We start from the raw sequence: 22,022 nt of genomic DNA, 5'->3' as shown, positions 1-22,022 counted from the left end.
CTGCCCTTTTTTATACTAAAACCATGATTATTGCCCAGGTAGGTGCGTCTCGAAAGCGCTGAGCAGGCCGCGGAGTAAGGAGAGCTCCTTGCGGCTAGGCTGAGAGCGGGAGAACAGCGCCTGAAGCTGTTCTTCAGTGCGGGCATGGGGCTGGGTAAGAAAGCCACTCTGCTGCATCAGGCGTCCAAGATGCTCCTGGAAGTGCACAAACTGCTCGCGGCTGGGCGGCGTGGCTTCAAGTGGCCGTTGGTACATGAAGTGACTATCATCGCGCTTCCGCCAAGCACGGTGTACTTCATAGGCTAAAATCTGCACGGCCTGAGATAGATTTAAAATACCGTATTCAGGGTTGGCAGGTATGCTGACTTGGTGTGTGCAGCAGCGTATTTCGTCGTTGGTGAGACCTGAGCGTTCACGCCCGAATACCAGTGCAACCGGCGCTTGTGCGGCGTTCTCAATTACCTGCCGTGCCATGTCATCAGGTTCATCGAAGTGCGGCAGCGGCAGGCTACGGAGCCTTGCACTCGCACCGACCACTTGTACGCAATCACTAACCGCTTCTTCAAGGCTGCTTACACAACGGGCATGTTCAAGTACATCCGTTGCACCTGCTGCCATGCGAGTGGCTTCGTCATCTGGGAATGCGCGCGGATTAACCAATACGAGCTCGGATAAGCCCATGGTTTTCATCGCGCGAGCAGTAGCGCCAATGTTGCCTGGGTGGAAGGTTTGCACTAGTACGATGCGAATATTGGAGAGCACGGTAATGAAGACCTACAGCTGCCGGATAAAGGCGCTGATGGTAGCATGATTTTAGCTACCGTTAGAGGTGGGTGGGGTATTGTCAAATAAAAGAACCCCGCCGTGGCGGGGTTCTTAGCGACGTTAAACGTCAGAGCGATGGGCTCAGGGTTGCATTACATCATGCCGCCCATACCACCCATTCCGCCCATGCCACCCATGTCTGGAGCAGCGTCTTTCTCTTCAGGATCGTCAGCGATCATGCACTCAGTGGTGATCATCAGGCCAGCAACAGAACCAGCGGACTGCAGTGCAGTACGGGTTACTTTAGCCGGGTCCAGAACACCCATTTCGAACAGGTCGCCGTACTCACCCGTTTGTGCGTTATAGCCGAAGTTACCTTCACCATCTTTCACGCTGTTGATAACAACAGCGGCTTCTTCACCGGCGTTGGTGACAATCTGACGCAGCGGAGACTGCATAGCGCGCAGCGCCATGTTGATACCGTGGTTCTGGTCTTCGTTGTCGCCAGTCAGGCCTTGTACTTTAGCCATGACGCGAACCAGTGCAGTACCGCCACCAGGTACAACGCCTTCTTCTACTGCAGCGCGGGTTGAGTGCAGCGCATCTTCAACACGGGCTTTCTTCTCTTTCATTTCTACTTCGGTAGCCGCACCGACGCGAATAACAGCAACACCGCCTGCCAGCTTGGCAACGCGCTCTTGCAGCTTCTCTTTGTCGTAATCAGAAGAAGTTTCTTCGATTTGCGCACGGATCTGGTTAACGCGTGCTTCGATGTCATTTTCGACACCAGCGCCATCGATGATGGTGGTGTTTTCTTTAGACATCGTCATGCGCTTAGCGGTACCCAGGTGATCCAGGTTCGCTTGCTCAAGCGTCAGGCCAACTTCCTCAGAAATCACGGTGCCGTTAGTCAGGATAGCGATATCCTGCAGCATCGCTTTGCGACGGTCGCCGAAGCCAGGTGCTTTAGCGGCAGCAACTTTAACGATGCCGCGCATATTGTTCACAACCAGCGTTGCTAGCGCTTCGCCTTCGATATCTTCAGCGATAATCGCGAGCGGTTTACCTTGCTTAGCAACCGCTTCCAGCACCGGCAGTAATTCGCGGATGTTGGAGATTTTCTTGTCTACGAGCAGGATGTAAGGGTCTTCCAGCTCGACAGCCATGGTGTCTTGGTTGGTAACGAAGTAGGGCGAGAGGTAGCCGCGATCAAACTGCATACCTTCAACGACTTCCAGCTCGTCTTCGAAGCCACGGCCTTCATCAACAGTGATGACGCCTTCTTTACCAACTTTTTCCATCGCTTCAGCGATGATCTCGCCAATGCGCTTGTCGCCGTTAGCAGAGATTGTGCCTACCTGAGCAATCGACTTGGTGTCGGTGCAAGGAACAGACATTGCCTGAATCTCTTTAACAGCCGCGCTAACCGCTTGGTCGATACCGCGCTTAAGATCCATCGGGTTCATGCCCGCAGTAACGCCTTTCAAGCCTTCTGCGACAATGGCTTGAGCCAGAACCGTTGCCGTAGTGGTACCGTCGCCTGCAGCGTCAGACGTTTTGGAAGCAACTTCCTTAACCATCTGAGCGCCCATGTTCTCGAACTTGTCTTTCAGTTCGATCTCTTTAGCAACCGATACACCATCTTTAGTAACGGTCGGTGCGCCGAAGGACTTGTCCAGTACCACGTTACGGCCTTTCGGACCGAGGGTAACTTTTACTGCGTTGGCCAGAACGTCAACGCCACGAGCCATGCGTTTGCGGGCATCATCGGAGAACTTTACTTGCTTAGCTGCCATGTTCGTTATTTCCTAAACATTGAAATTTAAAAGGAAAAGTAAGTAGTCGAGGCGAGATTTAGCCTTCGACGACTGCCAAGATATCGGCTTCGCTCATGATCAGAACTTCTTCGCCGTTGATTTTCTGTTTCTCAACGCCGAAACCGTCTTTGAAAATCACCGAGTCGCCAACTTTAACGTCCAACGGGCGAACGTCACCGTTGTCGAGAATGCGACCATTACCAACCGCCAGGATTTCACCGCGAGTGGGTTTTTCCTGGGCGTTGCCCGGAAGCACGATGCCGCCAGCGGTTTTCTGCTCTTCTTCCACGCGACGAACAACGACGCGATCGTGCAAAGGACGGATATTCATGCTCACGTTCTCCTGAGTATCGTCAAAGCCCATAAGGGCAGTTAGCTAAATGAGATTTTCGTGGGCCTCTTGCCCGCGAAAAGTGAAGGTAAGTCACCTTCATGTTAATGGCGAAAGCTAGTGCATCCGCCGAACTTGTGTGCTGACTCAAAAGTGGGGGCTGCTCGTAGCCTTTCAAGGGGTAAGTGATAAAAAAATGTGGTTTTTTGGCATTCTTCTTCGATGAGCCTTCAGCGCCGCCTTGCTGTTTCATCGCGGCTAATGAATTCACCTTCAATCGGCCCTTCTTGACTGCTTGAGCGTGATGTCTGGGCCTGTTCGTAGCTTGCTTGCTGCTGTTGGTCAGCAGTGCTTTTTAAGCCTAGCCAGGTGAGGGCTTTAAATATTAACTGGCGAGCGTTAGGCAGCAGGCAGGCGATGCCTAGCGCGTCAGAGAGAAAGCCTGGGGCCAAAAGTAGGGCGCCTCCGAAAATCAGAGCGGCCCCGGTAAACAGTTCTTGAGAGGGAATTTCGCCCACTTGCATGCGCTGTCGCGCGCGCGCCAGAGTGGAAACACCCTCTTTGCGAATTAGATGTAGTCCAATGAAACCAGTGCCCAGTACGAGAAGCAGAGTGGTTAATAAACCAATTTGGCTACCGATCGAAAACAGTAGTACAAAATCAACTAACGTAAACAGCGATATAAAAAGAAGAATGGGCATGACAGACTCCATAACAAACGTAATTCGTCAATATGGTGGCAGAATTCGCGAAAACAAGCAGCCAGCGTTCGGTTAGCTTGCTTACGTATGTGTTCTAATGCTCGATATTTCGCTCAATAACTTCTATGCTGCGATGCACAATAGCGCCATTTTACGAGGCGGGATAGGTAGCGCTTAGCAAGCAATTTAAAGTATCAGTCTTTATAAGTATCGGCCTAAGGAGAATCAGATGAACCTGACAAATAAAGTGATCGCGATTACCGGGGGAGCCCGCGGTCTGGGCTTTGCTATGGCGGAGCGGCTAGGCAAGCAAGGTGCTCGTTTGGCGCTTTTGGATATGAGTGCAGCAGCATTGGATGAGGCGGTATCAGCATTAGCGTCTCAAGATATTCAAGCACACGCATTTGTGACCAATGTGGCTGATGAGCAGTCAGTGCAGCAGGCATTTGCTGACATTGCGGCCCGCATGGGACCGGTAGGCGGTTGTATTAATAATGCAGGGATCACTGACGATGGCTTACTTATCAAAGCAAAAGAAGGGGTAGTTGAAAAACGTATGTCGCTATCTGCTTGGCAGAAGGTGCTTGATGTCAATTTAACCGGCGTTTTTCTGTGCGGCCGGGAAGCGGCAACGCAAATGGTAGAAGCTGGGCACCAGGGCGTTATTGTCAATATTTCAAGTATTTCCCGAGCCGGAAATATGGGGCAAAGTAATTACGCTGCTGCTAAAGCGGGTGTCCATGCGTTGACAGTTACCTGGGGCAAAGAGCTTGCCCGTTACGGCATTCGTACTGGAACCGTAGCTCCAGGGTTTGTTGAAACCGACATGACAGCTTCCATGCGCCCCGATATGTTGGAAAGAATCTCCTCCAGTGTGCCTCTTAAGCGGTTGGGTAATCCTGATGACATCGCGAAAAGCGTCGCTTTCATTTTTGAAAATGACTACTTCACGGCGCGAATTATCGAGTGCGACGGTGGGTTGCGGCTTTAAATCACTAAAAATCAGCTGTTGCCAATAGCTGTTGCTAATAGTATTGCTACTAACGGTGACAACTAACTAATAGGCCATTGGCAGAACTGCCAATGGCCTATCGTGCGTTCGCGGTGGGGCACTAATTGCTAGAAGTGGAAGTGATCGCGCTGGAGCTCGCGTTGGAAATACATTTCTACCCGTAATGTCATCGCCCAGCGCGGGTCGTAGCTAACTTCTCGCTGAAAATGCAGTTCTGGAATGACATCTGCAAACAGTATTCCTTTATGGATATCTCTGCGGTAGCGGGTTTGCAGGTAGTAGTTTGTCATTCGTGGGCTAGACAGGCTTTCACCAATGGCGATAGCTGAGTAGCGAAGTGCGCTACGGCTGTTTAAGCGCTGGTTTAGCTGCACTACCTCGCTGTACTCAAGCGTGTCCTCTTCCTCACGCCATTGCACGTTGGTGATAAATCGCAGGTGGCGATTGGTGGATAATGGGCGGCCAAGATCCCACTCGGTGCGTGCTGAATAACCTGAGTTGTTAAACCAGGATAGGCGATTAAATGATTCTAGCTGCCAGGGGCTATCCTTTAAGTCCCACAGGCGCTCGCTGGTAAAGCGGACATAGGGATCAAGAGGCAGACGAAGCCGGACGCCAGCGCCAAAGCGGTTGCTCCAGTTCTCACGTTTGTCTCTACTTTCTAACCAATCAAGGCCGAATGTTGATGTTCTGCGATCGCGTTGGTCGTTATAGAGCCGCCCAGAGCCTTGTTCAGCTAGTGTGCCCTGTGATTCTTCTGGATCGCTTTCAATGATTAAGCGTAGGCGGTCTTCTGTCGTGGGAAGATCGATGCGATAGCGCACACTAATGTCACCGTTAGTGCCTTCGCCTTCCATCCAGTCAATTTCCTGACCAAGGCGGAGGTAAGATCTGTTATCAGCAGAAGCGGATTGATCACCACCAAAAAAAGAGTCAATGTTTCTTGATGTGTTGTCTACCCAGTTGCCAATGCTTGCTCGAAATGGCTCCACGCGCGCTTCAGCCCACTCGGGTAGGTCGCTGTCGCTATCTTCCTCAGTAGTATAGGTTTCGGCAGAATAGGTTTCAGCAGAATAGGTTTCAGCAGAATAGGTTTCAGCAGAATAGGTTTCAGCAGAATAGGTTTCAGCAGAATAGGTGTCTGGCGACAGTGCGCAAAATACGCCAAGGAAAAAGACAGCGAGCACTGGTTTCATCGAAGAGATCCTGGAAGCGATAAGGTTGTTAGTTGTTAGCTGCTAACCTAACTCAAAAACAGACTGAGGTCAGCTAATCGGTTTATGCAGGATCGTAAAACAAAAAAATTCGGTTAGCATAAAGCTACCGAATTTTTCGAAGGTAAGAACCTTTAAATTGGTGCGGATGGGGAGACTCGAACTCCCACACCTTACGGCACTAGAACCTAAATCTAGCGTGTCTACCAATTCCACCACATCCGCTGAAGACGAGACGTATATTAACAGCATTCGTATTAATGTCAACGGCGTGTCATTAAAATTGTTAATTAAATCAGCCTGGGGAAAGTATGTTTCTGACGCGGTTGGTACATGGTGCAAGCACTTGGGCCAAAAAGGGACTGCCAGGTTATTGTGCGTTTTGCCTTTCTCCCGGGCAAACCAGTGGTGGTTGGTGCCAGGAGTGCTTTGCACAGTTGCCGTGGAATGCCAATGGCTGCTGGCAGTGTAAAGAGCCTTTGGCTGTTGGGAGCGTTGCATCCGTTCAATCTGTTTGTGGGCACTGTAGAGAGAACCCTCCAGCGTTTACCGTCGCGACGGTGGAGCTTTTATTTGAAGAGCCTATAAGAGCGTTAGTTCATGATTTTAAATTTAATGCGTCGCCCCGTGCCGGCATGTTGCTGGTAGAGCTGATGATGAGTAAAGCTCCCAGCTGTATGGGAGAAGGTCTCTTGCCTGTACCGATGCATAGCGCCCGGGCGCGGCAGCGTGGTTTTAATCAGTCTCGCTGGTTGGCTGATCAACTAGGCAAGCGGGTCAAATTGCCCGTGTTAACGGCTGAATGTCGTCAACAGCTGCCTTCTCAACGGACGTTAAACAGAAAGGAGCGAGCAAAAAATTTAGTAGGTGCCTTTCATATTAATGGTTCACTGCCATCACATCTCACCATCATTGACGACGTTGTTACTACTGGCGCGACCTGCCAAGCACTTGCTGAAGAAGCGCTTCGTGCGGGGGCTAAACGTGTCGATGTTTGGGCAGTTGCTCGAACACCTCTGGTGCATAATTGATAGAATGCAGGCTTAATTTGCACAGGAGCGGTATATGCCACACCCGTTTAGTACGCTTTCTCCGGACACTGTTATGTCTGCTGCGGAGTCTGTTGGGATTTGGCCGGCTGGCGAGCCGTTTGCACTTAATAGCTATGAAAATCGAGTGCTGATGTTTCGTGACGATGACGGTGAGCGCTGGGTTGTGAAATTCTATCGTCCTGGTCGTTGGGCAGATGAGATCATTCAGGAAGAGCATGATTTTCTTCAGGAGTTGGCTGCTGCAAATGTGCCCGTTGTTGCGCCATGGCGGGATCAGCATGGCAAATCACTCCATACTTACCAGCAATTTCGCTTCACGCTTTACCCGCAATGCAGTGGTCAAGCGCCTGAGCTAGACAATCCGTCGCATCTTTTTGCATTAGGTAATGCGTTAGGGCGGTTACATGCAGTGTCATCACGAAAGGCGTTTCAGTACCGTCCAACATTAGAGTGGCAGGGCGATATTGATGATGCTGAGGCCCGTGTTATCGAGAGTAAAAGGCTAAGCAAGCATCAGCAGCGCGCTTATCACAACGTTGTACAGAAAATTCTTCGTCATCTTGAAAAGCACCCCATCGCCAGCGATCAAATGATTCGAACGCATGGTGATTGTCATCTGGGCAATGTTTTAGGAAGAGATGAATCATTTACCTTGGTGGATTTTGACGATTGCCTTATGGCGCCCGCTATCCAAGATGTATGGATGCTGTTACCCGTTGATGATCCATCTGGCTGGCGAGCACAGCTAAGTGAAATTGTTGAAGGCTATGAAGAGGAGCAAACATTTCCGCAACACCAGCTGTCGCTAATCGAGCCGTTGCGGGCTTATCGTCTTATCCGATACACCGCGTGGCTTATTTCTCGCTGGGATGATCCAGCGTTTCCTCGTGCGTTTCCATGGCTGGCGGAGAGCGGTTATTGGGATCAGCACATCCGCCAGCTGGAGCAGCAGTTGTTACAGCTTGAAAAGCCTATTTGGCTAGCATAACAATTGCACGGGTAGTTAATTAAGCATCGCCCCCATTGACGATGAGTAACGTGGTTCTATTCAGGTTGATTGACCGCACGTGGGTTTTCAGCGCTTGCATCGGGGTCAGGCCGATCTGATGGGATGGGGTTGGCTACGCCTTCTCCATCAGCCTCTCGCCGAGCAGCATTAATTTCCGCTGAAGGGTTATCTTGAGCGTTGATATCGATATTTTCATCCAGTGTTACCACGAATGCTTGGCCTGGCGATAAGGTGCAAGGCGACTCATCACAGGCAAGACCGTACTGACCGTCTTCTGCATACGCACCGGCACTAAATGACCCGGTGAAAATAGCGCTTTCAGCATCGTGTGTTTCAATGCAGGTTGCGTCTTGAGTTGTAATACGAATGCGCCCATTAGTGAACTGTGCATTGGCGACTAAAACGCAGTATTCGGGCAACTGATGCGAGGCACTGCCAGCTTGAGTGGGATGAAGTAAGATATCTTCATAACGCGATTGGCTGTCGGTAAAAGCAAACTCTTCGATGACCTCGACACCGACACTGGCACCTTTAGGTAGTGTTAATGTCTGTTCGGCGGCTAACAAGGGTGTTGCCAATGCAGTTCCCAATAGGGCAGTTAAGAAAAACGGTGCAGGTTTGAATGACATAAGGAACTCTCAGATGAGCGCTACGAATTAAGCTGACTAGTTCGATCCATGATAGCACAGCTTAAATAGTCTCAAAGGGGGGTGCGCGGCACTCTGCCACAGCAGGGTTAGGTGCGTTAAAATAACGGGATGTGGTGTTTTTTATTGTGCAAAAGTTGTTTAGCGTATATTTTTTGTACATGATTGGCGCACAGCTCTCAGCTATTGATAGATAGCAATATTTCGCTGTTGATTAAACGCTCTAGTGGTCCAGACGTTTTTCAGTGGCTAGCACGTACAGTTTTGATGAGGCTTCAAATGACCGACGACATTGCTCAACACTACCGCCACATTATCGCCGCAATCGGTGAAAATCCTGACCGTGAAGGACTGCGCGATACGCCAAAAAGAGCCGCAAAAGCAATGCAGTTCTTAAATGCTGGCTACCAGCAATCACTTGAGGAGATTGTTAATGGCGCGGTATTTGAGTCACAAACAGATGAAATGGTCCTTGTAAAAGACATTGAACTGTACTCCATGTGCGAGCACCACTTGCTCCCCTTTATTGGCAAATGTCATATCGCTTATCTGCCTAGCGGCAAAGTGCTAGGGCTTTCGAAGTTTGCCCGTATCGTTGATATGTATGCTAGGCGTATGCAAATTCAAGAGAACTTGACGCGTGAAATTGCCGAGGCAGTGCAGCAAGTTACCCAATCAAGAGGTGTCGCTGTGGTGATTGAGGCACGCCATCTTTGCATGATGATGCGCGGTGTGGAAAAGCAAAATTCAAGCATGACATCTTCTGTGATGCTGGGGAGTTTTCGCAGCAACCAAGCAACGCGGCAGGAATTCTTAACGTTAATCAGTTGAAATATTGGCTAAGAATCTTTGGCAGATTTCATTGCAAAGATTTGGTTAAACACGCGGTTTCGTCTTAGCATGAACAGGTCAATGAGCCCGTGAGGCCAATATTTGGTCAGGAGTCTGTCATGGAAGCGCTGAAAGAAACACAGCTGTATTGCCCGTTTGCCTATATCGATGGTAGCTGGGTGGCCGCCGACAGCGGTGAGCAAATTAATGTCTTAAACCCTGCGACGGGTGAGTCCGTGGGCGATATGCCACGACTGGGTAAAGTTGAGACTGAGCGCGCTATCGATGCAGCGGATGCTGCGTTACCCGCTTGGCGTGCGTTGACCGCTCAAGAACGAGCTGATCTGCTGCTGAAGTGGCATGATCTCATGCTGGAGCATAAACATGATCTCGCCTTGCTCATGACCTACGAGCAAGGCAAGCCAGTAAAAGAGGCAGAGGGCGAAATTGTCTATGCCGCTAGTTTTTTACGTTGGTTTGCAGAAGAAGCGCGCCGTGTTTATGGCGAGACTATTCCCGCCGCTAAATCAAACCAGCGTATTGTAGTGACAAAACAGCCTGTCGGTGTTGTGGGGGCTATTACCCCCTGGAATTTTCCGGCTGCTATGATCACGCGTAAAGCAGGCGCCGCGTTAGCCGCGGGCTGTACGATTGTTGTTAAGCCTGCAAGCCAAACGCCATTTTCTGCGACGGCTCTTGCCATGTTGGCAGAGAGAGCAGGCATTCCCCGTGGCGTGTTTAATGTAGTGCCTGGCAGTGCTGCAGATATCGCCAGTGCGCTTACTCAATCACCCAAAGTGCGCAAAATTACCTTTACGGGTTCTACGGAGGTTGGCCGCAAGCTCATGGCTCAGGCGGCTGAGCATGTGCAAAAAATATCCCTTGAGCTGGGCGGTAATGCGCCCTTTATCGTGTTTGAAGATGCAGACCTTGATGCCGCTGTGGAAGGTGCCATGGCTGCGAAGTTTCGTAATGCTGGTCAAACATGCGTATGCACTAACCGGTTTTTGGTGCAGTCCAGCGTTATTAACGCCTTCTGTGAAAAGTTGGCGGTTGCTATGAATAGTGAGCTGTACGTAGGTAATGGCACCGAGCCCAATATTAACATTGGCCCGTTGATCGACGGTGAGGCGGTCAAAAAGGTCAGTGAGCATGTGCAGGATGCGGTCGATAATGGCGCTGAGCTGCTGCTAGGTGGTCATCCGCACCCACTCGGTGGAAACTTCTTTACGCCGACGTTGATTAGCTTTGCAACAGATAAGATGAAGGTGGCTCACGAAGAAACCTTTGGCCCTCTGGCGGCAGTTTTTCCCTTCGATGAAGAGGAAACTGCTATCGAGATGGCTAACGACACTGAGTATGGTTTAGCCTCCTATTTCTACTCACAGGATCTGGGTCGCGTTTGGCGCGTCGCCGATGCACTTGAGTATGGCATGGTGGGAATTAACACCGGCCTTATTTCTAATGCAGCCGCTCCTTTCGGTGGCGTAAAAGCGTCCGGTCTTGGGCGTGAAGGCGGGCATCAAGGTTTGGAAGAGTACCTTGAGACAAAATATCTGTGTATTGATCTAGGTTAAGCGCAGGCGCAAGTACTAGAAATAAACAGTTCTATAAATAAGCATTGCTATAAATAAACAGCGCTATCAGCAAACAGGCCCCCGTCGGAAAATCCGTTGGGGGCCTGCTTTTATGGCAAGACGAAGCGATTAATGACGGAAGTGGCGCATGCCAGTAAATACCATGGCAATGCCCGCTTCGTTAGCGGCATCAATGACTTCCTGGTCACGCATGGAGCCGCCGGGCTGAATAACGGCAGTAATGCCTGCGGCTGCGGCGGCGTCAATACCATCGCGGAAAGGGAAGAATGCATCTGACGCCATCACCGAGCCGGGCACTGAAAGACCTTCATCCGCCGCTTTAATGCCCGCAATTTTCGCTGAGTAAACGCGGCTCATTTGGCCTGCGCCAACACCCACTGTTTGACCCTCTTTGGCGTATACAATCGCATTCGATTTAACGAATTTAGCGACTCGCCAAGCAAAACCCAGGTCGCGAAGTTCTTGTTCCGTTGGAACGCGTTCGCTAACCACGGTCAGCTCTTCGCGGGTTACCATGCCCTGGTCGCGATCTTGTACCAACAGTCCGCCGTTAACACGTTTAAAGTCAAACGCAGGCTGTGTTTCGCCAGGCCAGTGGGCGCTGACATCAAGCAGGCGTACATTCTGCTTCTCTGCCACGATAGCAACTGCCTCATCACTCACGCCGGGTGCGATAATAACTTCAACAAACTGGCGATCAATAATTGCCCGAGCGGTTTCGGCATCTAGCGCCACGTTAAACGCAATAATGCCACCAAAAGCGCTGGTCGGATCGGTAGCGAAGGCTTTGTCATATGCTTCAAGTGCAGTAGCGCCAATGGCTACACCGCAAGGGTTGGCATGTTTGACGATGACACAAGCCGTTTCATCAAACGCTTTAACGCACTCAAATGCGGCATCTGTGTCGGCCACGTTATTGAAGGAGAGTGGCTTACCTTGCAGGGTTTTTGCAGTAGCGACGCTCGGTTCGCTTGCTTGGGGATCCACGTAAAAAGCAGCTTGCTGATGTGGGTTCTCGCCGTATCGCATGTCCTGCTTTTTGTCCAATTGCAGGTTGAAAGTGCGAGCAAACGTTGCGTTTTCGCTAGTCACTTTGCGGCCAAGGTAATTGGCAATGGCGCCATCATAACCGGCGGTGTGTTCAAATGCTTTCACGGCCAGATCAAAGCGGGTAGTGGAACTCACTTGACCGTCTTGCGCAGCCAGCTCTCCCAGTACCCGGGCATAGTCATCGGCATTTACCACGATGGTGGTAAAGGCGTGATTTTTTGCGCATGCGCGCACCATGGTCGGCCCGCCGATATCGATATTTTCGATGGCGTCTTCCAGTGTGCAGTCTGGGTTGGCGACAGTGGCAGCAAATGGATAAAGATTAACGACCACCATGTCGATGGGAGTGATGTCGTTCTCTGCCATCACAGCATCATCCTGACCGCGGCGCGCCAGGATTCCACCATGGATTTTGGGGTGCAGTGTTTTTACACGGCCATCCATGATTTCAGGAAAACCAGTGTGCTCAGAGACTTCTTTAACAGGAACAGAATTTTCCTGAAGCAGTCGGAAGGTTCCGCCAGTTGAAAGAAGTTCTACGCCGTGTTGGCTTAAACCGCGGGCGAATTCAACAATGCCGGTTTTATCGGATACGCTCAAAAGGGCGCGACGGACGGGGGTAGCAGTACTATCAGCCATTAGAGTGCTCGTGTGCAGAGTCAAGGAATTAACATCGAAAATTACAAACAACAACGCCCCTTATGGGGCGTCACCTTCAATCAATCCATAGAGCTTAAGTTTTTTGCGCAATGTGCCACGGTTTAAGCCCAATACATCCGCGGCTCGGGTTTGGTTGCCTTCAGTATGTTCCATTACGCAGCTAAGTAGCGGCGCTTCTACTTCGGCCATCACCATCGCGTAGAGATCAGTTGCCTGGCTGCCATCGAGATGCTCGAAGTAACGGCGTATCGCCGTCTCAACCGCTTCTCTAAGTGGTTGGGGCGGTACGCTCGCGGCGGGGTCCGCCAGAGTGCCTGAGAGACGGTGAGAGAGCTCGTTCGAAAGCAGGTCGCGTTCAGTCATGCAGCATGGCTTCCTTTAGCTAGCAGACGCTCTGCAGCGTCTTGCGTCATGGCATCATTAATCCAGTCAAATTGCGATGCTGGGGTGGCAAGCGCATTAAATTGCTGCTTCAGCAGATAATACTGTTTGTCGTTGAAGCGCGGGTCTTCATTCAAGTACCAACCTAGGTGTTTACGCGCTATGCGAACACCCATTGTATCGCCATAAAACGTGTGCAGAGCTTGTAAGTGCTCATTGAGAACGTTGCGGCGCTCATCAAGAGTCGGGGGTGTTAGCAGTTCTCCATGGGCAAGATAGTGGGTAATCTGCTCGAATATCCATGGGTTGCCTTGCGCTCCGCGGCCAATCATTACTGCATCGGCACCTGTATATGACAAGACCTCTTTGGCCTTTTGAGGGCTGGTAATATCCCCATTGGCGATAACCGGTATCGTCAGGTGCGATTTTATTTCAGCGATAGTGTCGTACTCAGCCCATCCAGTATAGCGCTGCTCTCGATGACGTCCATGTACCGCTAAGGCTTGGATGCCTGCGGATTCCGCGAGTTTAGCAATGCGCAGGCCATTGTTAGCTTCAGCAGACCAGCCTGTGCGAATTTTTAACGTAACCGGAATATCAACAGCCTTGACAACGGCGTCCAGAATCTCGGCTACTAGCGCTTCATCACGCATTAGGGCCGAACCAGCAGCCTTATTGCAGACCTTTTTGGCTGGGCATCCCATGTTGATATCAATCACCTGAGCGCCTAGTTCGGCGTTAAGACGCGCAGCATTAGCCAGCATTTCAGCGTCACCTCCGGCAATTTGTACAACCCGTGGGTCGGGTTCGCCTTGGTGATCCATGCGTAGCTTGGACTTTCGGGTATGCCAAAGAGAGGGGTCGGCTGTCACCATTTCGCCGACCACCCATCCAGCACCTAAACGCCTACAAAGTTGGCGAAATGGGCGATCGGTAACGCCAGCCATCGGCGCCAAGATGACTTGGTTGGGTAACTGGTGAGGCCCTATCATTGGTGGCTGAAAGTTTTGTGTGGTCATTGTGCTGCGCTGTAGATACAGATAAAAATCGCCGAGTAGGCGTTTCAAGGGGGCGTATGATACGCCTACTCGGCGATGGGGTGAAGGCCGTTGGCTAGATTAAACGGCGCGGTAGCCTGATAGGCGAACCCACCCTTCGCGAATTGTGGGCTCTTCCATTGTCAAACCCTGGGCTTCATAGGCCTGCAAGACCTCATTCGCTTGGTTCGCTAAAATGCCAGACAATGCTATTTGTCCGCCGGGTGCGACATGGCCTGCAATCATTGGGGCTAATTCAACTAATGGCCCAGCTAAAATATTGGCGGTGACAACTGGGTAGTGGCCGTCGATCAGCTGTTCAGGATAGTAAAGGGACAATTGCGCGTCGCTAATCTGATTGCGCGCTGCATTATCACGGCTTGCCTGAAGTGCCTGTGGATCTATATCAGTAGCATCGGCGTGGGATGCACCTAACTTTAGCGCGGCAATGGCAAGAATGCCTGAGCCGCAGCCCACATCCAGGACGGTTTTATCTTCCAATTTGCCGCTAACCGCAAGGCTATCCAGCCACTCCAGGCAAAGCGCTGTCGTGGGATGGGTGCCAGTGCCAAAGGCAAGGCCTGGGTCAAGAATGAGATTGACGGCATTGGCTTCTGGTGGCTCATGCCAACTCGGGACGATCCATAGTCGTTGGCCCATTCGCAACGGCGTAAAGTCATCCATCCACTCTCTTTCCCAGTCTCTATCGGCTAATAGCTCATACTCAATCGCTGGGCAGGGTTCGCCGGGGACTTGTTCAGACCAAGCAGCTTGAATGCGCTCAAGCATGGATTCAACGCCGTCTAAGTCGTCATATAGGCCAGTGAGAATTGTATCTTGCCAAAGCGGGGTAGTGCCTCGCTCGGGTTCGAAAACAGGATCATCGTGGGCGTCTTGAAGACCAATAGCTGTCGCGCCTTCCTCTAACAGTAGATCTTCTAGTAGTTCGGCTTGTTCTGGAGCAACGTGGGCTTTGAGTTGGAGCCAGGGCATTAGTAATCTCCACTGCGTGCGTGCATTCACGCAAAGGTAAAACAATAACGGGGTGGCTATGGCCACCCCGTTGAGCATTATCAGCTATCCATATCGCTTTTACAGATATTAGCTGCTGAGTTTCTTTTCAAGATAGTGAATATTGACGCCGCCTTGGCGGAAATAACTGTCCCTCACCAAATCTTTTTGCAGATCAATATTGGTTTTGATCCCCTCGACCAGCAGCTCATCTAGGGCGTTGCGCATACGCGTTAGGGCAATCTCGCGATCAGCTCCCCAGGTGATTAGCTTGCCAATCAGTGAGTCATAATGAGGCGGTACGGTGTAGCCAGTGTACAGATGAGAGTCCATACGCACGCCAAGGCCACCCGGAGCATGGAACAGGGTGACTTTGCCCGGAGAGGGCATAAACGTACGCGAGTCTTCCGCATTGATCCTGCACTCAAAGGCATGGCCATTGATCTTTACGTCTTCTTGGCGAATCGAAAGTGGCAGGCCGGAGGCAATGCGCAACTGTTCCTTAACGATATCTACGCCTGTGACCATCTCGGTGACAGGGTGCTCTACCTGTACACGGGTATTCATTTCAATAAAGAAGAAATCACCGTCTTCGTACAGAAACTCAAAGGTGCCCGCGCCACGATAGTTAATTTCGAGGCACGCTTGGCGGCATGCTTCTAGCACCTTTGCACGCGCTTCCGGGTCGATGCCAGGGGCCGGCGCTTCTTCCAGAACCTTTTGGTGACGACGCTGTAAAGAACAGTCGCGATCATAAAGGTGGATAGCATTGCCTTGGCCGTCAGCCAGCACCTGGACCTCAACATGGCGGGGTTTCTCAAGGAATTTTTCCATGTAAACCGTGCCATCGCCAAACGCTGAGTGTGCCTCAGTGCGAGTGACAGTAATGGCTGAAAGCAGATGGCCTTCAGTGTGTACCACCCGCATGCCGCGGCCACCACCGCCTGCAGCAGCTTTGATAATTACCGGATAGCCAATGCGGCGTGCAGTGGCTAGGTTGGTGGCTTCATCGTCACCTAACGGGCCGTCTGAGCCAGGCACGGTAGGAACGCCAGCAATCTTCATTGCTTCAATGGCACTAACTTTATCACCCATCAGGCGGATAGTTTCCGCGCGCGGGCCAATAAAGGTAAAGCCAGAGCGCTCAACCTGCTCAGCAAAATTAGCGTTTTCCGAGAGAAAGCCGTAACCAGGATGAATGGCGCTTGAATCGGTCACTTCAGCAGCGCTTATTAATGCAGGAATATTCAAGTACGACTGCGCTGAGGAGGCGGGGCCGATGCATACCGCTTCGTCGGCCAAGCGAACATGCATCAATTCACGGTCGGCTTTGGAGTGAACCGCAACGGTTTTAATCCCTAGCTCTTTACAGGCCCGGAGAATACGAAGGGCAATCTCGCCGCGGTTTGCGATAAGTACCTTGTCCAGCATGGGAGAATCCACCCGTGTTGTTGTGAAAGATTAAGCGATGACGATCATAGGTTGATCGAATTCCACCGGCTCTCCGTCTTCCACTAGGATGGCCTCGACGACGCCGTCGCGATCGGCTTCAATTTGATTCATCATTTTCATTGCTTCAACGATACATACCGTATCGCCTTGCTTAACCGTATCGCCAACTTCCACAAACGATTTGGCGCCGGGTGCTGGGCTACGGTAGAACGTGCCAACCATGGGTGAGTTAACCGCTTCACCTTGATAGCTTACGCCTTGGGGCTCTGCCTCAGCAGCCGGAGCGCTGGGTTGAGCTGGCGCCTGCTGCATAGGCGGCATTTGAGCGTACTGTGGCATCGGCTGAGGCTGCCACGTTGCACCATTCGGATGGCGGCTGATGCGGACGGACTCTTCGCCTTCCTGAATTTCGATTTCGCTAATGTTTGATTCTTCGAGGAGTTCAATCAGTTTTTTAACTTTACGAATATCCATACCTGTTGCCCCAAAAGTGATGAAAGTTAATCGCAATGCAGTTGAGTATCGTATCGCCAGCTGCATTGAGCGCTGTCACAGCGCAGTAAACCTTGTTTGAAAATGAACAGAACGCTGCACGATCTTGAACGTTACCCGGTGCTAAGTCCTAAAACATGAAGATTTTAGCTGATATGGCTGCGAAGTTTGCCGAAAAAGTACGGGCATGTCTAGTGAAGGCCGACATAAGCTCGTTGCTGGTTATTTAAACAACCGTTTGACGACGTTCGCGACACAAGGTGGTCATAGGCTTCAGCTCAGCCTTGTTGCCAGCGCCGTAACGCTTCCAGGTGCTGTACCAGCTGGGTAGCCGTTATTTCACCTTGAATGCGCGCATCTCGTACTTCTTCGCCCTGGCTAAAAAAAAGCAGGCTTGGCGGGCCGAATAAGTTAAAGCGGTTTAGCAGTTCCCGACTTTGAGCATCCGTATTGGTGACATCGACCTCAATCAGGCGAAAATCGTTCAATGCAGCGACCACATTGGGGTCTGGAAAAACATCGCGCTCCATTAGCTTGCAGGAGATACACCAGTCAGCAGTGAAATTAACAAAGGCAGGCTGTTGGGCACTCGCGGCTTCAGAGAGTGCGGTTTCAAGTGCACTCAGTTCATCAACTTGCTGAAAAGTATGCGTTGCTTGCGGCGTGCCGCTGTCCGTTGAGGCGCTGGATACCGTTAAGGGGCGCAATGGGTTGCTGCCGCCTTGGGCTGCGCCAATGACAAGAGCAATGCCCCATGCCAGTAACATCAGTCCTAATGTTTGTCGTGCTTTGGGCCAGCCTTGTGGCTGATTCATATTTAAGGCGCCCAACATGAGTGCGCTACCTATGGCCAGCGCTGCCCAGAGCAAAAGCGCCAGCGAAGGCGGCACTAATCGCTCAACCATCCAAATGGCAACGCCCAGTAACAGCAATCCGAAAGCAATTTTAACGCCGTTCATCCAAGCGCCTGAGCGCGGTAGCAGCGTTGCCCCAAAGGTGCCCACTAATAGCAGTGGCACGCCCATGCCTAGGCCCAGTGCAAATAAAACAGCTCCGCCCATGGCAGCATTTCCGGTCGAGGAAATAAACACCAACGCACCGGCAAGTGGGGCTGTTACACAGGGGGAAACCACTAATACCGATAGTGCGCCTGCCAGGGCTAGGCCTGCAGGGCCGCTTTGCTGTGCACGTGCTTGCCAACCGTCAATTTTAGCGGCCAGCCGCGGTGAAACTCTTAAGTCAAACGCCCCGAACATGGCTAAGGCAAATAGCGTAAATAGAACAGCAAAGGTAACTAGCACCGGCGCTGATTGTAGGTGGGCCTGAAGATTTAAGCCCGCGCCAAACAGGCCCATTAGCACACCGACTAACGCGTAGGTGGACGCCATGCCCAATACATAGCTGGCTGAGAGTACAAACGCTCGGGGCCGAGTTGGTTTTTGTCCTACGATAATGGAAGACAAAATAGGCACCATCGGTAGGACGCAGGGCGTGAAAGTAAGGCCCAGTCCGGCGATAAAAAATAACCCTAAGGCAAGAGGGAGGCTGGCGCTGTCGAGCAATGCGCTAAAGCGGCTATCTTCGCTTTGTGGGGCTGAGAATTCAGCGCTGCTATTTGTGCCCGCGGTTTGACTAATTTGCTGGTCGTCGCTGCCTTCAGCGCCTGGCAGTGCTTGATCTGCAGCGTCCCAGTCAGCAAAGGCCGTGGGGGGAGATGACTCTGAGGCGTCAAGCGATACGGTTTCCGGCGGGTAGCAAAGGCCTGCGTCGGCACAGCCTTGGAACGTCAGTTCAATATCGATCGGGCCGCTATAGGACGGGGAAAATGGCGTTTCAAAGACTAATATGTCACGAAAAACATACACATCGCCCATGAATTCATCAGTTGTGAATGTTCCTTGCGGAAGTAGCGATTCATCAAGGGATACAGCGTCCGTTGTGCTGCTAACGCTAAATTGGTGGCGATATAAATAATAGTCGTCCGCAATATCGATACCAATATAAATGGCGCTGCCGTCATGCCAAGCGGTAGGCTGAAAGGCTTCTAGGACAGGTAAAAAATCGCTTTGATTACTGGAAGAGGAAAACCACTGAGCATGGGCTAGCAGGGGAAGCCAGCAGAGTAACAGTAACAGACTTAAACGCTTAAAAGACAACACGAAGTATCCTTACGCAGACGTATCAGGGAAATTTTGAAATAGCATATCCTACCTTGTGATGTCAGCGTAGATGCTGCGGTGACGTGACGCGCTTCTTCATACTCCGTTAATGTTGAATCTCAGGTCTCGGAATTAAACGGCAGATAATAGAAAAGGCTGCCACATGGGCAGCCTTTAAGAGGAAGCGCGGTCTGGCGTTATCGCTCAACCCGATAGGTTAAGCTTTTTGGTAAGCCGCGACTGATTTTTCAATCGCTTTGCGTGCCGCTTCAACACCTTCCCAAGACTCTACTTTCACCCACTTACCTTTTTCGAGGTCTTTATAGTTCTCGAAAAAGTGAGCGATTTGCTGACGTAGCAATTCAGGAAGATCAGTCACTTCTTGAACATCATCATACAGAGTGCTCAGCTTGGGATGCGGGACGCATACCAATTTTGCATCTTCGCCTGCTTCGTCGGTCATATTCAAAATGCCAACAGGGCGAGCGCGAATGATGCTGCCCGGAGCCACGGGGTGGGGGGTAACTACCAAGGCATCCAGCGGGTCGCCATCATCGGCCAGGGTGTGGGGGATAAAGCCGTAGTTAGCCGGATAGAACATGGGGGTTGCCATGAAGCGGTCAACCAGAAGGGCACCCATATCTTTATCGATTTCATACTTAATCGGCGCGTGATTAGCGGGAATTTCGATCGCCACGTAAATATCGTTGGGCAGATCCTTTCCAGCGGGGATGTTATCGAAGTTCATCGTTTATTCCTTGGCTTGGCTTATTTAGTGCGAAGGCTAAGCAGTTGATGCATTGCATTAATGGCGGAGAATTATACGAAGTTGGCTAGTGGATTACCAATGCGACATAGGTGTGTGCCGCTAACAATGACGATGAATCCAAAAATAAGCGTCGTTTTTCGCCATCACGACGTTTGGCGGGCATCGCTTCCCTTGATCAGCGTGTATCATAACCGCTGTGTGGTTCCCATGAAGAGCCTAAAGCCTAGGAGGATGAGTTGGCGCACGCCCAGTTACTAATTAGTTATGGCCAAGCCTTTGTGGCCCCTGATCGGCGTCTACACCGTAGCTCTATGTCGGTGCGGTTGCCTGATGCGCAGCTGTTGAAAGTAAAAGGGGGTTGCGCAGTTATTAGTGACTCGATTTCTCGTAACACCTTGGCTAAACAGGCAGGTGATTTAAGTGTACGTGGTTTTTTGGCTGACTATTACTCGACGCCTGACCACTGGGATACGAAAACGTCGGCAACCCGGGTACTGCGTGCTCTCAATGGTTGGTGCTACAGCCAAAGCAAGCATGTTAAAGAAGGAAGTTTCGTATCTTCGCTATCCGCGATGGTCTTTCGCGAGCGGGAAGCGCACCTATTTCATATGGGGGATACGTTAGTTTTTCGATTGCGAGGCGCTGAGTTCGAGCAGCTAACCCGCGACCATGTGACTGATATTGGCGGTTATCGTTATCCCTCACGTGCTTTGGGGATGGATGGCAGCGTCGATATCGACTATACCCATCTACCGCTTAAACAGGGCGATTTTTTTGTTTTTACTACTCAGGGCGTCCGTGGCACCTTAATGCCATCTGATTACGTTCGTCTGATCCGCCAAAATGCCAGTGATCTAGATGCCGCCTGTGAGTGCCTAGCGAGTGAAGCAAAGCAGCGTGCCCAAGATAGGGGGTATGGAGGTGATCAATTTTGCTTCCAACTGCTGCGTATCGATGAGCTGCCGGAAGAGTCTGAAGATCACCCAGGGCTTATTTATGGTGACCTGCCTATTCCCCCCGAGCTGACGCCAGGAGAGCGGTTTGATGGGCTTGAGGTGCTGTCGGTGCTGTCACGTAATGCGCAATCAAGAGTTTATCGCGTCCGTGATGTGCATTCAGAGCGTGAAATGGTGATGAAAGCACCCAGCCCAGAACTCTCTTTGCGTAACGCTTATCTGGAACATTTTTTACTGCAGCAATGGGTGGTAGAGCGTGTAAATTCGCCCTTTGTAGTCAAAGTAATGCAGTCGTCACGACCACGCCGTTACCTTTATTACCTAATGCAGCACGTTGAAGGTGAAACGCTTCGCCAGTGGGCAGAAAGGCACCCACAAGCGAGTTTGGTGCAGCGTCTGGATATCGCCAATCAACTGGGTAAAGCAGTTCAAGCGTTGCATCATCGCGATATCATTCATCAGCAAATTACCCCTGATAATGTGCTGATCGACCCCCACGGCAAACTCGTGTTAGCAGATTTCAGTGCCTGCCACATGCGCGAGGTGGATGGCCATCGCCACTCGGGCGAGCTACTCCGCCAAATTGGTTTTAATGAACACACGGCCCCTGAGTACGCACTGGGTGATAGCGTAGGTCGGCGCAGTGACCAGTATTCATTGGCATCAACGGTCTATTGGTTGCTGACAGGGGCATTGCCCTATACGTTGACGCCTAATCGACTGCGCAGCCACACCGATCTTGAAGAGCTCAGCTACCGTAGTGCCCGAACAACCAATCCAGAAATATCGACTGAGCTTGATGACGCGTTGCGTCGTGCGCTAGATCCTCAGCGTGCACTACGTTTTAGACGGCTCTCCGAATTTCTGCATGCCTTAAGAGTCCCGTTAGGGCGCGTGCCCAGCCGTGAGGAGCCTCGCCAAGAGTCACGGCGTTTTTGGCAGGGGGTGGCGGGTATTCTGCTGCTCTTATTAGTGCTTTCCTGGTTATTGCGCTAAAAGCGTAACGTTGCTCAATTAATAAACGCTAACCATAAAAAACGGGGCGATGAATGCTTTCATCGCCCCGTTTTTATAACAC

The 22,022-nt window shown here is 51.2% G+C and carries 20 protein-coding genes, 1 tRNA gene and 1 pseudogene; 7 read left to right on the top strand and 15 right to left on the bottom strand.

From position 1 onward, the window contains the following. Positions 1-27: 27 nt before the first annotated feature. The 4 genes from NF683_RS18075 to NF683_RS18060 all read right to left on the bottom strand — a co-directional run bounded on the left by NF683_RS18075 (position 28) and on the right by NF683_RS18060 (position 3,614). Positions 28-762: an RNA methyltransferase gene (locus NF683_RS18075; RefSeq protein WP_253920624.1), complete on the bottom strand. Its 735-nt coding sequence runs from the start codon at positions 760-762 to the stop codon at positions 28-30. Between the two features lie 155 nt (positions 763-917). Then, positions 918-2,561: a chaperonin GroEL gene (groL, locus tag NF683_RS18070; RefSeq protein ID WP_089038478.1), complete on the bottom strand. Its 1,644-nt coding sequence runs from the start codon at positions 2,559-2,561 to the stop codon at positions 918-920. Positions 2,562-2,619: 58 nt separating this feature from the next. Beyond that, the gene (locus NF683_RS18065; protein ID WP_038484796.1) at positions 2,620-2,913 is read right to left on the bottom strand and encodes a co-chaperone GroES; all 294 of its coding nucleotides are present in this window, start codon (positions 2,911-2,913) and stop codon (positions 2,620-2,622) included. Positions 2,914-3,143: 230 nt separating this feature from the next. Further along, positions 3,144-3,614 carry an FxsA family protein gene (locus NF683_RS18060; protein WP_038484793.1) on the bottom strand — a complete coding sequence of 157 codons (471 nt, stop codon included), beginning with the start codon at positions 3,612-3,614 and terminating at the stop codon, positions 3,144-3,146. A gap of 229 nt (positions 3,615-3,843) precedes the next feature. On the opposite strand from NF683_RS18060, the gene NF683_RS18055 reads away from it, so the two are divergent. Then, positions 3,844-4,605, top strand: coding sequence for an SDR family oxidoreductase (locus tag NF683_RS18055; RefSeq protein WP_038484790.1), 762 nt, complete (start codon positions 3,844-3,846; stop codon positions 4,603-4,605). 128 nt (positions 4,606-4,733) lie between these two features. Here the strand turns inward: NF683_RS18055 and NF683_RS18050 are convergent, their stop codons facing one another. Both NF683_RS18050 and NF683_RS18045 read right to left on the bottom strand, forming a co-directional pair. Further along, the gene (locus NF683_RS18050; RefSeq protein WP_253920623.1) at positions 4,734-5,822 is read right to left on the bottom strand and encodes a hypothetical protein; all 1,089 of its coding nucleotides are present in this window, start codon (positions 5,820-5,822) and stop codon (positions 4,734-4,736) included. Between the two features lie 158 nt (positions 5,823-5,980). Then, positions 5,981-6,065 (bottom strand) — tRNA-Leu (locus NF683_RS18045). An 86-nt stretch (positions 6,066-6,151) separates the two neighbouring features. Between NF683_RS18045 and NF683_RS21385 the strand changes: the two are divergent. The 3 genes and pseudogenes from NF683_RS21385 to NF683_RS18035 form a co-directional block, all read left to right on the top strand. After that, a pseudogene (locus NF683_RS21385) lies at positions 6,152-6,358 on the top strand (double zinc ribbon domain-containing protein); the annotation flags it as partial. Positions 6,359-6,493: 135 nt separating this feature from the next. Next, the gene (locus NF683_RS18040; protein ID WP_253920622.1) at positions 6,494-6,871 is read left to right on the top strand and encodes a ComF family protein; all 378 of its coding nucleotides are present in this window, start codon (positions 6,494-6,496) and stop codon (positions 6,869-6,871) included. Positions 6,872-6,905: 34 nt separating this feature from the next. Further along, the gene (locus NF683_RS18035; RefSeq protein WP_253920621.1) at positions 6,906-7,880 is read left to right on the top strand and encodes a serine/threonine protein kinase; all 975 of its coding nucleotides are present in this window, start codon (positions 6,906-6,908) and stop codon (positions 7,878-7,880) included. A gap of 56 nt (positions 7,881-7,936) precedes the next feature. Here NF683_RS18035 and NF683_RS18030 read toward each other — a convergent pair whose 3' ends face one another. Continuing rightward, entirely contained in the window at positions 7,937-8,530 is a 594-nt protein-coding gene (locus NF683_RS18030; RefSeq protein WP_253920620.1) for a hypothetical protein, read from the bottom strand. Between the two features lie 297 nt (positions 8,531-8,827). Between NF683_RS18030 and folE the strand changes: the two genes are divergently transcribed. Both folE and NF683_RS18020 read left to right on the top strand, forming a co-directional pair. Continuing rightward, on the top strand, positions 8,828-9,379 hold the full coding sequence (gene folE, locus NF683_RS18025) for a GTP cyclohydrolase I FolE (protein ID WP_038484772.1): 552 nt from the start codon (positions 8,828-8,830) through the stop codon (positions 9,377-9,379). 119 nt (positions 9,380-9,498) lie between these two features. Continuing rightward, complete coding sequence (locus tag NF683_RS18020; RefSeq protein ID WP_089038472.1) at positions 9,499-10,956, top strand: NAD-dependent succinate-semialdehyde dehydrogenase; 1,458 nt, start codon at positions 9,499-9,501, stop codon at positions 10,954-10,956. A gap of 129 nt (positions 10,957-11,085) precedes the next feature. On the opposite strand, the gene purH is transcribed toward NF683_RS18020, so the two are convergent. The 8 genes from purH to ppa all read right to left on the bottom strand — a co-directional run bounded on the left by purH (position 11,086) and on the right by ppa (position 19,967). Then, entirely contained in the window at positions 11,086-12,666 is a 1,581-nt protein-coding gene (purH, locus tag NF683_RS18015) for a bifunctional phosphoribosylaminoimidazolecarboxamide formyltransferase/IMP cyclohydrolase (RefSeq protein WP_253920619.1), read from the bottom strand. A gap of 60 nt (positions 12,667-12,726) precedes the next feature. Further along, positions 12,727-13,050, bottom strand: a complete 324-nt coding sequence (gene fis / locus NF683_RS18010; protein ID WP_038484762.1) for a DNA-binding transcriptional regulator Fis — start codon at positions 13,048-13,050, stop codon at positions 12,727-12,729. Next, positions 13,047-14,087, bottom strand: a complete 1,041-nt coding sequence (gene dusB / locus NF683_RS18005) for a tRNA dihydrouridine synthase DusB (RefSeq protein ID WP_253920618.1) — start codon at positions 14,085-14,087, stop codon at positions 13,047-13,049. The genes fis and dusB overlap by 4 nt, the downstream gene beginning before the upstream one ends. A gap of 99 nt (positions 14,088-14,186) precedes the next feature. Further along, a complete protein-coding gene (gene prmA, locus NF683_RS18000) occupies positions 14,187-15,098 on the bottom strand; it encodes a 50S ribosomal protein L11 methyltransferase (RefSeq protein ID WP_253920616.1) in 912 nt (303 codons plus the stop codon). A 108-nt stretch (positions 15,099-15,206) separates the two neighbouring features. Continuing rightward, the gene (accC, locus tag NF683_RS17995; protein ID WP_038484756.1) at positions 15,207-16,547 is read right to left on the bottom strand and encodes an acetyl-CoA carboxylase biotin carboxylase subunit; all 1,341 of its coding nucleotides are present in this window, start codon (positions 16,545-16,547) and stop codon (positions 15,207-15,209) included. Positions 16,548-16,577: 30 nt separating this feature from the next. Further along, entirely contained in the window at positions 16,578-17,042 is a 465-nt protein-coding gene (gene accB / locus NF683_RS17990) for an acetyl-CoA carboxylase biotin carboxyl carrier protein (protein WP_089038468.1), read from the bottom strand. Positions 17,043-17,338: 296 nt separating this feature from the next. Beyond that, positions 17,339-19,219 carry a protein-disulfide reductase DsbD gene (gene dsbD, locus NF683_RS17985; RefSeq protein WP_253920615.1) on the bottom strand — a complete coding sequence of 627 codons (1,881 nt, stop codon included), beginning with the start codon at positions 19,217-19,219 and terminating at the stop codon, positions 17,339-17,341. A 217-nt stretch (positions 19,220-19,436) separates the two neighbouring features. Beyond that, positions 19,437-19,967, bottom strand: coding sequence for an inorganic diphosphatase (gene ppa, locus NF683_RS17980; protein ID WP_009724723.1), 531 nt, complete (start codon positions 19,965-19,967; stop codon positions 19,437-19,439). Positions 19,968-20,224: 257 nt separating this feature from the next. Here ppa and NF683_RS17975 point away from each other — a divergent pair, with 257 nt between their 5' ends. Beyond that, positions 20,225-21,940 carry a bifunctional protein-serine/threonine kinase/phosphatase gene (locus NF683_RS17975; protein WP_038484747.1) on the top strand — a complete coding sequence of 572 codons (1,716 nt, stop codon included), beginning with the start codon at positions 20,225-20,227 and terminating at the stop codon, positions 21,938-21,940. The last annotated feature ends 82 nt before the right edge of the window (positions 21,941-22,022 follow it).

Source organism: Halomonas sp. MS1, from assembly GCF_024182575.1.
Taxonomy (GTDB): Bacteria; Pseudomonadota; Gammaproteobacteria; order Pseudomonadales; family Halomonadaceae; genus Vreelandella.
Note: the sequence above shows the minus strand (reverse complement) of the source record. Positions and strands in the feature narration are given on the sequence as shown.

Coding starts and splice junctions, on each gene's coding strand:
- groL (WP_089038478.1), bottom strand. CDS start 2,561: ATGGCAGCTAAGCAAGTAAAGTTCTCCGATGATGCCCGCAAACGCATG.
- NF683_RS18065 (WP_038484796.1), bottom strand. CDS start 2,913: ATGAATATCCGTCCTTTGCACGATCGCGTCGTTGTTCGTCGCGTGGAA.
- NF683_RS18060 (WP_038484793.1), bottom strand. CDS start 3,614: ATGCCCATTCTTCTTTTTATATCGCTGTTTACGTTAGTTGATTTTGTA.
- NF683_RS18055 (WP_038484790.1), top strand. CDS start 3,844: ATGAACCTGACAAATAAAGTGATCGCGATTACCGGGGGAGCCCGCGGT.
- NF683_RS18050 (WP_253920623.1), bottom strand. CDS start 5,822: ATGAAACCAGTGCTCGCTGTCTTTTTCCTTGGCGTATTTTGCGCACTG.
- NF683_RS18040 (WP_253920622.1), top strand. CDS start 6,494: ATGATGAGTAAAGCTCCCAGCTGTATGGGAGAAGGTCTCTTGCCTGTA.
- NF683_RS18035 (WP_253920621.1), top strand. CDS start 6,906: ATGCCACACCCGTTTAGTACGCTTTCTCCGGACACTGTTATGTCTGCT.
- NF683_RS18030 (WP_253920620.1), bottom strand. CDS start 8,530: ATGTCATTCAAACCTGCACCGTTTTTCTTAACTGCCCTATTGGGAACT.
- folE (WP_038484772.1), top strand. CDS start 8,828: ATGACCGACGACATTGCTCAACACTACCGCCACATTATCGCCGCAATC.
- NF683_RS18020 (WP_089038472.1), top strand. CDS start 9,499: ATGGAAGCGCTGAAAGAAACACAGCTGTATTGCCCGTTTGCCTATATC.
- purH (WP_253920619.1), bottom strand. CDS start 12,666: ATGGCTGATAGTACTGCTACCCCCGTCCGTCGCGCCCTTTTGAGCGTA.
- fis (WP_038484762.1), bottom strand. CDS start 13,050: ATGACTGAACGCGACCTGCTTTCGAACGAGCTCTCTCACCGTCTCTCA.
- dusB (WP_253920618.1), bottom strand. CDS start 14,087: ATGACCACACAAAACTTTCAGCCACCAATGATAGGGCCTCACCAGTTA.
- prmA (WP_253920616.1), bottom strand. CDS start 15,098: ATGCCCTGGCTCCAACTCAAAGCCCACGTTGCTCCAGAACAAGCCGAA.
- accC (WP_038484756.1), bottom strand. CDS start 16,547: ATGCTGGACAAGGTACTTATCGCAAACCGCGGCGAGATTGCCCTTCGT.
- accB (WP_089038468.1), bottom strand. CDS start 17,042: ATGGATATTCGTAAAGTTAAAAAACTGATTGAACTCCTCGAAGAATCA.
- ppa (WP_009724723.1), bottom strand. CDS start 19,967: ATGAACTTCGATAACATCCCCGCTGGAAAGGATCTGCCCAACGATATT.